The organism is Longitalea luteola (assembly GCF_017356035.1).
GTDB lineage: Bacteria > Bacteroidota > Bacteroidia > Chitinophagales > Chitinophagaceae > Niastella > Niastella luteola.
On sequence record NZ_JAFIQX010000005.1, the window covers coordinates 159,368 to 171,810 of the forward strand.

Genomic DNA, 12,443 nt, shown 5'->3' on the forward strand with positions numbered 1-12,443 from the left:
TTGGTTCCTGGATCTTGGTTCTTGAGATTTTAGTGTAGGAGTTTGGTTTTTGAGATTTATCTGGTTCCTGGATCTTGGTTCTTGAGATTTTAGTGTAGGAGTTTGGTTTTTGAGATTTATCTGGTTCCTGGATCTTGGTTCTTGAGATTTTTTTCAGTATTAATTTAAATCGTATGATTCTAAGCCAGGTGGTGGCAGCGGCTGATAACAATGCCATTGGAAAAAATAACCAGTTGCTGTGGACGCTGCCGAACGATATGAAATTTTTTAAGAATACCACCTGGGGTATGCCAGTGATCATGGGCCGAAAAACCTATGAATCGCTGGGTAAACCACTGACCGGCAGAACCAACATTATCGTTACCCGGCAGCAGGACTGGAAACCCGACGGAGTAATTGTCGTTAATGATATAAAAGCCGCTATGGCGGCCGCAGCTGAAACCGATGCCAAAGAAGCATTCATTATCGGCGGCGGGGAAATTTACCGGCAAACGCTGCCCATTACCCAACGCGTTTATCTTACCCGCGTTCATACCAGTTTAGACGCTGATACTTATTTTCCTGAACTCAATGAAGCCGACTGGGAGCTGCTTTCACAACTCGATTTTTCCGCCGATGAAAAGCATGCCTATGCCTATAGCTTCCAGGTGTGGCAGCGAAAAGCAGCGCAATAAAATGACAAACGACATGTTTTCTTCCTGGCAACTGTTAAAAAAATACGCTGACTACTACCTGACCGCCTCCAACGGGAAAGGCCATGGCATCCATTCACCTTTTGTATATGAATTCGTACGGCGCGTATTGATCGATAAGCGGAACTTTTATGCCTATAACCAGGTGGAAGTTCTGCGTGCAAAATTGCTGCGGGATGAAACCGTATTGGAAGTGGAGGATCTGGGCGCAGGCTCCGTCATCAGCAAGACGGGTCAACGGTCTGTTTCGTCCATTGCCCGGCATGCAGCCAAATCAAGGAAATGGGCGCAGCTGTTATTTCGAATTGTCAATTATTACCAGCCATCAACTATACTTGAGCTTGGCACTTCCCTCGGTATTTCCACAGCTTATATGGCCATGGCCAATCCTGCGGCACAGATCATCACCGTTGAAGGAAGCAACGCCATTGCAGCCCAGGCAAAAAAGAATTTTCAATCCCTTCAGTTATCCTCTATTGAGCAGGTAACGGGCAATTTCGATGATACCCTGCCCGGTATCCTTTCCCGTTTACCGCGGCTCGATCTGGTTTTTATCGATGGCAATCACCGCTACGAACCCACCGTGCGGTATTTTAACCAGTTATTGCCTAACCTGCACGCCGGAAGTATGGTTATTTTTGATGATATCCACTGGAGCGCCGGCATGGAAAAGGCCTGGCACGACATTAAGGAAAATTCCGCCGTACGGCTTTCCATCGATCTGTTTTTTATCGGACTGGTATTTTTCAGTGATCAGTTCAAGGTGAAACAACATTTTACGATCCGGTTTTAATGCTCATTTAATATTCCGGTCAATAAACGGTCCATACTGCGGAAATGTCGCAACAGGCGAGGTGCAGCCATTGCTCGCGGCCTGCTCAATTTTTCAAAATGCGGTCACAATAAAATCGCAATTCTGACGTAGCCATTTACATAACTTAAATTTTCCTTACCTTGAAGCATATAACTACTACCTGATTATGACGATTGGAGTTTTAAAAGAACCAGCCGAAGAGACCCGCGTATCATTCCTGCCCGAAGCCATAACTGCCCTTACCAAAAAAGGCATTACTGTAGTTGTTGAATCAGGCGCAGGCGAAAAAGCCTTTCATAACGACGAAGAATACGTTAATGCCGGTGCGGCGATCAAAAGCAGGGGAGAAGTCATTCAATCATCCGACATACTGGTAGCCATTCACCCTTTTGCTGAAGCGGCTGCGCTCACGCAAAAGATCATTATCGGCGTATATCAGCCTTTGTTTAATGGTCCGCTGATGCAGCAATGGGCCAAACAGGGCATTACTACCTTCAGCCTCGATATGCTGCCGCGCACCACGCGGGCGCAAAGCATGGATGTGCTGAGCTCGCAGGCGAATATTGCAGGATATAAAGCCGTATTGCTGGCTGCCAACACCTATGGCCGCTATTTTCCCATGTTCATGACCGCTGCAGGCAGTATTGCGCCGGCCAAAGTATTGATATTGGGAGCCGGTGTGGCCGGATTGCAGGCGATTGCCACCGCACGTCGCCTCGGTGCTGTGGTTGAAGTATTTGATACCCGCCCTGCAGTAAAAGAAGAGGTAATGAGTTTGGGCGCCAAATTCGTTGAGGTTGAAGGCGCCGCAGACGCTTCCAAGGCGGGCGGTTATGCCGTTGAACAATCGGCCGATTACCAGCAACGCCAGCAGCAACGCATTGCCGATAGCATTGCCAAAGCCGACATCGTGATCACCACCGCCCAGATCCCTGGTAAAAAAGCGCCGGTACTGGTTACCGAAGAGATGCTGCAAAAGATGCGTAAAGGATCGGTGATCATTGATCTTGCCGCTGCTACCGGTGGTAATACGCCTGTCACAAAGAACAGGGAGACCGTGCTGTACAATGGCGTACACATCGTAGGTAACAGCAACCTCGCTGCTACCATGCCTTCCGATGCCAGTAAGCTGTATGGCAAGAACCTGTTGAATTTTTTACAGCTGATCATTGATAAAGAGGGAAAACTGAACCTAAACTGGAATGACGACCTGGTGAAAGGCTGTTGTATAACATTCAATGGAGAAGTGACGCACGAACGGGTGAAAGGCAATTAGCTGATTAGCTAATGTGCTGATGGTGCTAATGGAATACAATTTTCAGGGAACCAACTGCAGGGCCGTGATGGTGCTTTGTTGCCGCCGGCGCGGACTCTTAATCGGTTAGTTCTTTATTGAGCCAATTAAATTTTTGAAAACTTATTATATGGAAGCGATTCTTAACTGGATAGCGGATAATCAGCAGATGATCTACATCGTTATATTGATGATCTTCGTTGGCATTGAAGTGATCGGTCATGTGCCCAGCGTATTGCATACCCCGCTGATGAGCGGCGCCAATGCGATCCATGGCGTGGTGATCATCGGGGCCATCATTGTCATGGGCAAGGCGGAGCCGCATAATTACGTGGCGCTCGTTCTCGGTTTTCTCGCCGTAGTGCTCGGCACCCTCAATGTAGTTGGCGGTTTTGTGGTCACCGACCGTATGCTGGAAATGTTTAAGGGAAAGGGAAAGAAAAATCTCAAATCTCAAGACCCAAGATCCAAATAAAAATTTCAAAACACAAGATCCAAATAAATCCAGATTTTTATAAAAACCAAATCAAAGGCTCTGGTCCTGTAAAATTCAAATATTAAAATTCGAGTTTCAATGGAACAGAGAATCGATAAAAACCTTATGATTTAGAAGAAAGGACTGCTTTATTTGCAGAAAGGATCAGAAACTTCTGTTTAAAGCTTCCTAAGAATGTGGGTAACAATGAGTATGTACCCCAATTATTACGGTCAGGAAGTTCTCCGGGTGCAAATTATATTGAGGCGAATGAATCTATAGGTGATAAGGATTTTAATATGAAAATAAAAACCTGTAGAAGGGAGTCGAAGGAGTCATCCTATTGGCTACGATTGGTTATAACCGATGGTTCAGCAGAAATGGAAAATGAAAGGAATTCGTTACACCAGGAAGCAAACGAGTTTGTGTTGATTTTTAATTCTATTCTTAAAAAACGAGAGCATAATTCCAACAGGAATTGATTGTGGTTTGTGTATTAAAATTTGACATTTTTTTGGTTCTTGTTATTTGGTTCTTGGGATTTAAAAATAAGCTATGGAACTAAGCATACTTACAGTTAGTTATTTAATTGGTTCAGTTACATTCATCATAGGTTTAAAGATGTTGTCGAACCCGGCTACCGCCCGGAATGGGAACCTGCTGGCAGCAGCAGGTATGGCCATTGCCATCGTGGGCACGATCTTTCTGTATGAAGAAGACGGCAAAAAGCTGGGTAACTATCTCTGGATCTTCGGGGGTATCCTCGTTGGCGGTGTTATAGGCACCTTGGCCGCAAAAAGGGTAAAAATGACGGCCATGCCCGAGATGGTGAGCATGTTCAACGGAATGGGGGGCGCCTGTGCGGCCCTGATTTCCGCCGTTGAATTCGATCATTTGTATCATGCCTACAATACCATCGATACTGCCTGGCTGGCCGATTTCGTGCCTGCCGGCATGTACCTCACCATTATTGCCGGCGCTATTATCGGCAGCGTGTCCTTTGCCGGTAGTATGATCGCCTGGGGAAAATTAAGCGGTAAAATAAAAGATTTCTCCTTCCGCGGCCAGCATATCGTAAACCTGCTGGTACTATTGCTGGTGCTGGCGGCTGCGGTGTTTACCTATCAATACAATGTAGGGCTTTCCCTGATACTGTTCTATACAACCGTTGCACTCGCGCTCATCTACGGCGTATTGTTTGTAATGCCCATCGGTGGCGCCGACATGCCCGTGGTTATTTCTTTGTTGAACTCCTTTACCGGTGTGGCCGCTGCCTGCGGCGGTTTTCTGTATAACAACAAGGTGATGTTAACGGGCGGTATCCTGGTGGGCGCTGCCGGTACCCTGCTCACCATCCTGATGTGTAAGGCCATGAACCGGTCGCTGAAGAATGTGCTCATCGGGTCGTTTGGCGGCAGCAGCGCCGCCGCTGCTGGTAAAAAAGACCAGGGTTCTTACAAAGAGATCACCCTGAGCGATACGGCTGTGGTTATGAGTTATGCCAATAAGGTCATGATCGTGCCCGGGTACGGACTGGCCGTAGCGCAGGCCCAGCATGCCTGTCATGAACTGGAAAAATTACTCGAAAGCAAAGGCGTGGAGGTAAAATATGCCATTCACCCCGTTGCGGGACGGATGCCCGGCCATATGAACGTATTGCTGGCCGAAGCCGATGTGAGCTATGATAAACTGCTCGAAATGGAACAGGCCAATGACGAGTTCACCACCACCGATGTCGTGCTGGTGCTGGGCGCCAACGACGTGGTAAACCCCGCTGCCAAAACGGATCCTGCTTCTCCCATTTACGGGATGCCCATTCTCGATGTGGAACTGGCAAAAAATGTGATCGTGAACAAACGCAGTATGAAACCCGGTTACGCCGGTATTGAAAATGATCTTTTCTTTCAACCCAGGACCTCGATGTTGTTTGGCGACGCCAAAAAAGTGTTGCAGGACCTCATCGGCGAGATTAAAAATTTGTAATAACCCTGGCAAATACTAAACGCTCCCGCTGTGGGGACACTAAACGAACCCGGTAAGCCGTTATAAGGGCGCACCGGCGGGGGATTGTTGCCGTAACCCGGCGCTCCAACTGCTCAATTAATTGTAAAAGAATAGTTTACAATTGTAGTATACACAAATATTCTCCACTATATTAGTGGCAATTAATAGTTAATCGTACATTATGATCACAAAAAGAGCCTATTTTGTAGCCATTGTTCTTTTAATTACCTGCCAGATCGGTAAAGCACAGGGCGGAGGAGAATTTACGAAAGTAGATGATTCTGCAGTGGCAAAGCCTAAAAGTAACCTCACTTATGAGTACCAGTACCTGAACGATGATCACAGCGAAGGCATTGAAAAATCCTACCTGTTCGGAAAGCTGAAAACCGAGATCCATTTTAAGGAAAAAGGCAAGTTTCAGTTCGCCAAGTCATATGATACGCAAACAGGCCGGTTGATAAAGACCGACACCATTGTTGACTTTAAAAAGCTGGTAGGCACTACCACTACTTATTATGCCAATGGAAATCCCAAGGAGCAGGAACACCGCGATACCAGTGGCGCTGTTGACCGTTACAGTTCTTATTTTCAAAGTGGGAAACCCAAAGTGATCATTCATTACAAAAATGGCAAACGAAACGGTTTATTAACGGAATATAACCCAAATGGCACCGTGAAAGAGACCGGGAACTATGTTAATGATAAACGGGAAGGCACGTTCAAATTCTATGATGTGCGTGGCAACCTCATCACCTCCAGGAAATTCAAGGCCGACAAGGTCGTTAAATAAGCAAACATATTGATACTTACCTGTAATGCCGTCTCTCCATTTGGGGGACGGTATTTGCATTTTACAGGGCCTGCAAGCGCCCACGGAACCTGTTAGCGCATAATTTCATAGTTTTGCGTGGTGCAACTTCCTCAACAACTTCTTGATTCTTTAACCGGCGTAGCAGGCTTCAGCAGGGAAGCGTTTGTTCAGGTGCATGAAAGCGGCGAACAGGTTACTTCGGTTCGCATGAATCCAGGCAAATGGTCAATGGTGAATGGTGAATGGTCAATAGGAAATGGCCTTCCAACGATATTTCAGCAGTCCCTGAACCTCCCATCTTCAACAAAAATACCCTGGTCGTCCTACGGCTACTATTTACCGGAGCGGCCTGCATTTATCTTTGATCCGCTCATCCATGCCGGTGCCTATTATGTACAGGAGGCGTCGAGTATGTTCCTGGAGCAGGCGCTTATGCAAACGACAGCCATTGATCAGCCCCTGCGGGTGCTGGATCTTTGTGCGGCACCCGGCGGTAAATCGACCCTGTTGCAATCCCTGATCAGCCCCGACAGTTTGCTGGTGAGCAATGAAGTGATCAAATCGAGGGCAGCCATCCTCGAAGAGAATTCTGTGAAATGGGGCGGGGCCAATGTCATTGTTACCAATGCAGACCCTGCAGCCTTTGAGCGGCTTCCCAACTTTTTCGATGTGATCGTTATTGATGCGCCCTGCTCAGGATCGGGATTGTTCCGGCGCGAGCAGGAAGCGATCGGCGAATGGAGTGAACAGAATGTAACACTTTGTTATCAGCGGCAGCAGCGCATTCTGGCGGCTGCGTTACCGGCATTGAAGGCAGGCGGCGTACTGATCTATTCCACCTGTTCTTATTCGAAAGAGGAAGATGAGGATATAGCCGACTGGCTGATGGATACGTTTACGGTTGACAGTTTGCCTTTGCAAACAGAAACTTCCTGGGGCATTGTGGAAACACGATCCGACAAACACCAGGCATACGGCTATCGCTTTTTTCCAGATAAAGTAAAGGGCGAGGGCTTTTTTATCGGTTGTTTTCGCAAACAGGAAGGCGGCGGTCACAGTACCAGGCCTCCTAAGAAATCATTACTCCAAAAGGCATCCAGGAACGAATCGGCGATCGTGCAACCCTGGCTGCAAGCAGGATTGCAGCTGCAGTTGTGGAAACAGAAAGAAGAGCTGCTCGCCTTTCCCCAACAACTGGAAAAGGACCTGCTCACCATTGTTGATAATGTGTATGTACGCCGTGCCGGCATTACTGTTGGTAAAATAGCCGGTAACGACCTGTTGCCTGACCATGCACTGGCATTAAGCACTATCATCAGTGCGTCAATTGTTGCAGTAACGTTAAAAAAGGAAGAGGCAATACAATATTTGCGGAGGGAGGAAGTTAGCGTATCAACACCACATAAGGGTTGGACCCTGGTGCAATACGAGCATTACAATATAGGATGGATGAAGGTGCTGGCAAACAGGATCAACAATTACTATCCGCAGGGATGGCGCATATTGAAAAGAATTCCCGATCATAGCAGTGAAAACAGCTAGCGGCGCATAGATGTATAGTTATCCCCGTTGGCGCTAATTAAAAAATATGGTGCATCTTTGCATCCGAATACGAAATGCATAGCCTATGTTGAAGATTAAAGGAGTATTAATAATCGCGTTTCTTGTACTCACACAATGTGTATGGTCACAATCAGATATGACTGTACAGGGTACTTCGCCCGACCTTTACCTGCTGCATACGGTTCAACCCAAAGAAACCTGGTATGGAATAGGCCGTATTTATAATGTATCGCCCAAGGAAATAGCCACCCTGAGCGGTGTGGCCATGGACAAACTGAATATTGGTCAGCAATTGAAAGTACCACTGTCGGCACACAACTTTACACAGGATGGTAAAAAGGGCGCCGATGAGGTATTTGTTCCCGTATATCATATCGTACAGGAAAAAGAATGGATGTACCGCATCAGCCAGAACCATAATAAAATTCCGGTTGAAACGCTGGAGAAATGGAACAGTGTTACCAATGATCACCTGCAGGCAGGTATGAAACTGGTGGTAGGATACCTGAAAGTAAAGACCGCCCATTCACCACTGGCCGCTACCGGGCTGAAAAAAATAGTGGTTCCTGCAACGGCGCCTGCAGTTACAACTCCCAAACCGCCTGTAGAAACAGTTGCCCAAACCAAACCAACGGAAACCAAACCGGCCGAAACAAAACACGAAGAGCCGAAAGCGGTTGAAGCCAAAAAAGAAGAGCTGAAGAAAGAGGAAATGAAGAAGGAAGATCTCAAAAAGGAGATAGGCGCACCGGCAACGACTACAGAAGAGAAGTCATCAAAGACATCTGCACCGGTAACACCGGCTACAGAAGCCAACTATACCGGGTATAAAGGTGGTTATTTCAGATCCATGTACAACAGCAATGGAAAATCAACGGCTGGTAATGCCGGTATTTTCAGAAGCACCAGCGGCTGGAAAGACGGTAAATATTATGCGCTCATGAATAATGTACCGGTGGGCACCATTGTAAAGATCAGCTACAATTCTACGAATAGATCAATTTACGCGAAAGTGTTGGGGCAGTTGCCTGAAATGCGCGAAAGTGTTGGACTTACCGTTCGCTTAAGCGATGCCGCTGCTGCGGAACTCGGCGCAGAGATGGGTAAATTCTATGTGGATGTTGCCTATTAACCGCCTGGCCCATGCCCCCTAAAGGGGGAAAAAGGAATGCTTACGCGCTTTGGGAAGAGGTCACTTCATTCAACAGTCTGTAAAGGGTAGAATTTGATATAAGAAAAGGTATGCGATCTGTAACGATAGCATACCTTTTCTTATTCGACTTCCGCCTTGTTAACCAGCCGAATTTTCTTATGCTTTTTAAAGCGCGGTAGCTCTCCCCCTTTAGGGGGCCGGGGGGGTAGGTGGGGGGGTAAGTGGGGTGTTAGGTATTCGGTACCCCCGTAAAAACTCATCTACCGTCATTTTCTTTTTTCCTTCCAGTTGCAGTTCGGTAACATGAATATACCCATCGGCGCCGGCGAATTTTATATAGGTCTTTTGATCTGTTTCAATACTGCCTGCGGGTTTAGGCGAAGGATGTATTTCCTTTTTTGCCTTGTAGATCTTCAGCACTTTTTCGTTCAGATATGTAAATGCTGCGGGGTAGGGCGATAAGCCCCTGATGAGATTGTAAATAGCCGCAATGGGTTGGTTCCAGTCTATTTTACATGTTTCAGTAAATATTTTAGGAGCGTGTTTCAGTTGCAGTGCATCATAAAGTTTAGAATGATCAGTTCCCGGTTCCCGGGTCCCTGTTTCCAGGCCCTGGTGACTGCTAACTGGTAACCGGTAACTGGTATTTTGTGGTATTTCTTTCAAAGTGCCATTCGTTAAACCTGCCACCGTTTTAACCAGCAATTTTGCGCCGATCTCTTTCATGCGGTCATGCACTTCACCAGCGGTTTCATCATCGCCGATGGGAAAACTTTCCTGCAGCAGTATATCGCCGGTATCAATTTCATGTTGCAGTTTGAAAGTGGTTACGCCGGTTTCTTTTTCTCCATTGATAACGGCCCAGTTGATAGGTGCAGCCCCGCGGTATTGCGGCAATAAGGAACCATGCAGGTTGATGGTTCCCATCGGAGGCATGTTCCATACCACCTCGGGCAACATACGAAAAGCAACCACGATCTGCAGGTCGGCCTGTAATGCTTTGAGTGTTTCAATAAAAGCAGGATCTTTTAATTTCACCGGTTGCAGAATGGGCAATTGTTTTTCAACTGCATATTTCTTCACGGCGCTTTCGGTTAATTTCATTCCTCTGCCGGCAGGTTTGTCAGGCGCGGTGATCACCGTTATGATATTAAAGCCTGCCTGCACCAATGCGTCCAGCGAAGCCACTGCAAATTCAGGTGTGCCCATAAACACAATTCGGGGACTATTGTTCGTGTGAGGTTTGTTTTCTGCCATTTTTTATTTTAAAATTCAGATACAAGGTTTAAAATCAACAGGCAATGGGCGATAGGCAAGTTCAAAATTCAGCCTCTTTTGCCAATTGTCATCTGTCATTTGCCAATTGATTTGGCAAATGTCATTAAAAAAACTTTTATTGGCTGCCCGAAATTAATCCTGTTACTTTGCAGCTTAGGGAATTGGGCTTTTTTTATCTGCTCGCTTCTGTTCATTTGAAAGGTCAAAAGCATGCTGCGAAGTGGTACAGGGAGTTGGTTTCCCATTAAATTTTTAACACAAAAAAGTTTGTATGCAACAAGTAAAAAGCGGCGATACTGTAAAAGTTCATTATCATGGCCGTTTGACGGATGGCACCACTTTTGACACATCTGCCGGCCGCGAACCGCTGCAGTTCGAAGTTGGAAGCGGAATGGTGATTGCCGGTTTCGATAATGGTGTAATGGGAATGAAAGTGGGTGATAAAAAAACCATTCAGATCCCTGTTGAAGAGGCATACGGTCCCAAAAATCCTGATATGATCGTCGCATTCCCTGTCGGCGAATTTCCCCAGGATATGGAACTGGAAGTAGGCATGCGTTTGAATATGACCAATTCAGAAGGACACGTAATTCCGGTTGTAGTTACCGAGATCGGCCAGGAAAATGTGATGCTGGATGCTAACCATCCACTGGCGGGTGAAGACCTCGTTTTCGATATTGAACTGGTTGAGATCGGAGCACCGCCTTCCCGCATCATTATGCCATAGTCGGGTGACCGAAGCCGGAAGTTCAAAACCGCAGGACGGATATGATATAACTAAGTTTGAAGTCGGATAATAAAACACAGTCCGAAGTAAGAAGAATACACTTCTCACTTCGGATTTTTTATTTGGATTTACCTCCGACCTCCGACTTCCGACCTCGTATTTTTCCGATATTGACACGCCCGGCTTTTTTTTCTATTTTGCTGCGATAATTTATACCCTATGATACAAACCACGAAACACATCGTTGCGTGTGCACTATTGATCTGTTTATCCGGTATCGTTTATGCGCAGGACCAGGCAACCACTACAGCTACACCTGACCAGCCATTACCAGAATCTGACACCGCCATTGCTACCCGCAATGCCTTACGTTTTGCTGATAGTTTGGTAAAAGCCGATTTTTATGTTGACTGGAATACTTACCTGAACTTAAGTATGGCCAGCGCCATTAAATACTATGGCGGAAAAGACGGCTACAAAGAGAGTGCTGTCATTGCCCATTACCGTAATGAACCTAAAACCGAGGAGAAACCCCAGACATTGCGGGTGGTTAACATGATGAATGACATTGAAACCTGGCAATGTGTTATTGAAAAAACACGTGACTGGTGGGATGAGTCGCGGGGAAAAGTAAAGACAACGACCTACCTCGTGGGTGAGTCAACCGACAACGGACAAACCTGGAAATTCATTGATGTAAGCCATAACTCGCTTCAGAACATCGTGTACATTATGCCTTCCATTTTCAGTACGCTCGAAATACCGGAAGGCAAAACCATATATGTAGACGAAGTAGCGGCCCTGGAAGCGGCACAGGCGGCACAGGCTGCCCAGGAAGCTGCAAAACCAACGGTAAAAAAGAAGCCGGCAGCAAAAAAACCGGCTAAGTAATGCAAGAAATTTGGAGATTTTCGATTTAGAAATTTCGAGATTTACCCTGCAAGTTTAAACCTCGGCAAATCGCAAAACCTGCCTGCCGGCCTTGCTTCGCCGAAGCTATGCGAAGGGGCAGCAGGCAGGTCTCTAAATCTCCAAATCTCAAAATCAGAAATCATATTCAGGCTTTCTTCCTTCCATACAGCCAGCCCAGCCATATACCTACCAAAGCCCAGGACACAATACTGTCAATGAAATAAGCCATCAGGTCGAAGCCTTTGAACCAGATATGATTGGTATAAGGTACATTGAAGAAAACGATCATGCCCACGAAAAGCGCAGAAATGAATATGGCGGTAAAGTTGAGAGCGTTCATGCGGCTGATAATAGTGCAGAAAAAGGCAACGATCAACATATTTACGATCAGTCCGCGGATCATGTTCGAGCCCATATTCGTGCTCATCGACTGGTGGTATTGTACCAAAGCCCAGGGTTTGCCTTCCATGGTCTTCATAAATTGTTCGTGTTCTTCCATGGGCGCATCGGGAGGAAGGGAAGGCATCATGTACTGTCCTTCTTTTTCGAGCTGGGCACTCAATGTGCTCATGATCGCATCCTGTTTGGGCGTGTACTGGTAGGCGTTGTAATGCAGGTTCAATACCGTCCACGAAAGAAATTGCCACATAAACAAAATGATGCCACCAACCAGGGCGCCAATGAGTAATTTTTTCATAATAGGCGACTTTAGATTTGAAA

At 46.5% G+C, this 12,443-nt stretch carries 12 protein-coding genes and 1 pseudogene; 11 read left to right on the plus strand and 2 right to left on the minus strand.

What is annotated here, in order from left to right; translation table 11 throughout:
• The first annotated feature begins 173 nt into the window (after positions 1-173).
• The 9 genes and pseudogenes from JUB15_RS14695 to JUB15_RS14735 all read left to right on the plus strand — a co-directional run bounded on the left by JUB15_RS14695 (position 174) and on the right by JUB15_RS14735 (position 8,785).
• Positions 174-674, plus strand: a complete 501-nt coding sequence (locus tag JUB15_RS14695) for a dihydrofolate reductase (RefSeq protein WP_207513250.1) — start codon at positions 174-176, stop codon at positions 672-674.
• Positions 631-1,485: an O-methyltransferase gene (locus tag JUB15_RS14700; protein ID WP_242696351.1), complete on the plus strand. Its 855-nt coding sequence runs from the start codon at positions 631-633 to the stop codon at positions 1,483-1,485. Before JUB15_RS14695 ends, JUB15_RS14700 begins: the two co-directional genes overlap by 44 nt.
• A gap of 187 nt (positions 1,486-1,672) precedes the next feature.
• Positions 1,673-2,782 carry a Re/Si-specific NAD(P)(+) transhydrogenase subunit alpha gene (locus tag JUB15_RS14705; RefSeq protein ID WP_207513251.1) on the plus strand — a complete coding sequence of 370 codons (1,110 nt, stop codon included), beginning with the start codon at positions 1,673-1,675 and terminating at the stop codon, positions 2,780-2,782.
• A 148-nt stretch (positions 2,783-2,930) separates the two neighbouring features.
• Positions 2,931-3,275: an NAD(P) transhydrogenase subunit alpha part 2 gene (locus JUB15_RS14710; protein ID WP_207513252.1), complete on the plus strand. Its 345-nt coding sequence runs from the start codon at positions 2,931-2,933 to the stop codon at positions 3,273-3,275.
• A gap of 149 nt (positions 3,276-3,424) precedes the next feature.
• A pseudogene (locus tag JUB15_RS28780) lies at positions 3,425-3,757 on the plus strand (four helix bundle protein); the annotation flags it as partial.
• 73 nt (positions 3,758-3,830) lie between these two features.
• Positions 3,831-5,258 (plus strand): NAD(P)(+) transhydrogenase (Re/Si-specific) subunit beta, encoded by a 1,428-nt coding sequence (locus tag JUB15_RS14720; protein WP_207513253.1) that lies wholly within the window; start codon positions 3,831-3,833, stop codon positions 5,256-5,258.
• Positions 5,259-5,460: 202 nt separating this feature from the next.
• A complete protein-coding gene (locus JUB15_RS14725; protein WP_207513254.1) occupies positions 5,461-6,069 on the plus strand; it encodes a toxin-antitoxin system YwqK family antitoxin in 609 nt (202 codons plus the stop codon).
• Positions 6,070-6,186: 117 nt separating this feature from the next.
• Entirely contained in the window at positions 6,187-7,632 is a 1,446-nt protein-coding gene (locus tag JUB15_RS14730; protein WP_369411541.1) for a methyltransferase RsmF C-terminal domain-like protein, read from the plus strand.
• Between the two features lie 157 nt (positions 7,633-7,789).
• On the plus strand, positions 7,790-8,785 hold the full coding sequence (locus JUB15_RS14735) for a LysM peptidoglycan-binding domain-containing protein (protein WP_207513255.1): 996 nt from the start codon (positions 7,790-7,792) through the stop codon (positions 8,783-8,785).
• Between the two features lie 210 nt (positions 8,786-8,995).
• Here the strand turns inward: JUB15_RS14735 and JUB15_RS14740 are convergent, their stop codons facing one another.
• Positions 8,996-10,063, minus strand: coding sequence for a methionyl-tRNA formyltransferase (locus JUB15_RS14740; protein ID WP_242696352.1), 1,068 nt, complete (start codon positions 10,061-10,063; stop codon positions 8,996-8,998).
• 292 nt (positions 10,064-10,355) lie between these two features.
• Here JUB15_RS14740 and JUB15_RS14745 point away from each other — a divergent pair, with 292 nt between their 5' ends.
• Positions 10,356-10,811 carry an FKBP-type peptidyl-prolyl cis-trans isomerase gene (locus JUB15_RS14745; RefSeq protein WP_207513256.1) on the plus strand — a complete coding sequence of 152 codons (456 nt, stop codon included), beginning with the start codon at positions 10,356-10,358 and terminating at the stop codon, positions 10,809-10,811.
• 219 nt (positions 10,812-11,030) lie between these two features.
• The gene (locus JUB15_RS14750) at positions 11,031-11,702 is read left to right on the plus strand and encodes a hypothetical protein (protein ID WP_207513257.1); all 672 of its coding nucleotides are present in this window, start codon (positions 11,031-11,033) and stop codon (positions 11,700-11,702) included.
• Between the two features lie 166 nt (positions 11,703-11,868).
• On the opposite strand, the gene JUB15_RS14755 is transcribed toward JUB15_RS14750, so the two are convergent.
• On the minus strand, positions 11,869-12,420 hold the full coding sequence (locus JUB15_RS14755) for a hypothetical protein (protein WP_207513258.1): 552 nt from the start codon (positions 12,418-12,420) through the stop codon (positions 11,869-11,871).
• Positions 12,421-12,443 lie beyond the last annotated feature (23 nt).

Bases quoted from the DNA above. Each gene is read 5' to 3' on its own strand.
- JUB15_RS14735 (WP_207513255.1), top strand. From the start codon at position 7,790: ATGACTGTACAGGGTACTTCGCCCGACCTTTACCTGCTGCATACGGTT.
- JUB15_RS14755 (WP_207513258.1), bottom strand. From the start codon at position 12,420: ATGAAAAAATTACTCATTGGCGCCCTGGTTGGTGGCATCATTTTGTTT.
- JUB15_RS14705 (WP_207513251.1), top strand. From the start codon at position 1,673: ATGACGATTGGAGTTTTAAAAGAACCAGCCGAAGAGACCCGCGTATCA.
- JUB15_RS14720 (WP_207513253.1), top strand. From the start codon at position 3,831: ATGGAACTAAGCATACTTACAGTTAGTTATTTAATTGGTTCAGTTACA.
- JUB15_RS14740 (WP_242696352.1), bottom strand. From the start codon at position 10,063: ATGGCAGAAAACAAACCTCACACGAACAATAGTCCCCGAATTGTGTTT.
- JUB15_RS14710 (WP_207513252.1), top strand. From the start codon at position 2,931: ATGGAAGCGATTCTTAACTGGATAGCGGATAATCAGCAGATGATCTAC.
- JUB15_RS14700 (WP_242696351.1), top strand. From the start codon at position 631: ATGCCTATAGCTTCCAGGTGTGGCAGCGAAAAGCAGCGCAATAAAATG.
- JUB15_RS14725 (WP_207513254.1), top strand. From the start codon at position 5,461: ATGATCACAAAAAGAGCCTATTTTGTAGCCATTGTTCTTTTAATTACC.
- JUB15_RS14745 (WP_207513256.1), top strand. From the start codon at position 10,356: ATGCAACAAGTAAAAAGCGGCGATACTGTAAAAGTTCATTATCATGGC.
- JUB15_RS14750 (WP_207513257.1), top strand. From the start codon at position 11,031: ATGATACAAACCACGAAACACATCGTTGCGTGTGCACTATTGATCTGT.
- JUB15_RS14695 (WP_207513250.1), top strand. From the start codon at position 174: ATGATTCTAAGCCAGGTGGTGGCAGCGGCTGATAACAATGCCATTGGA.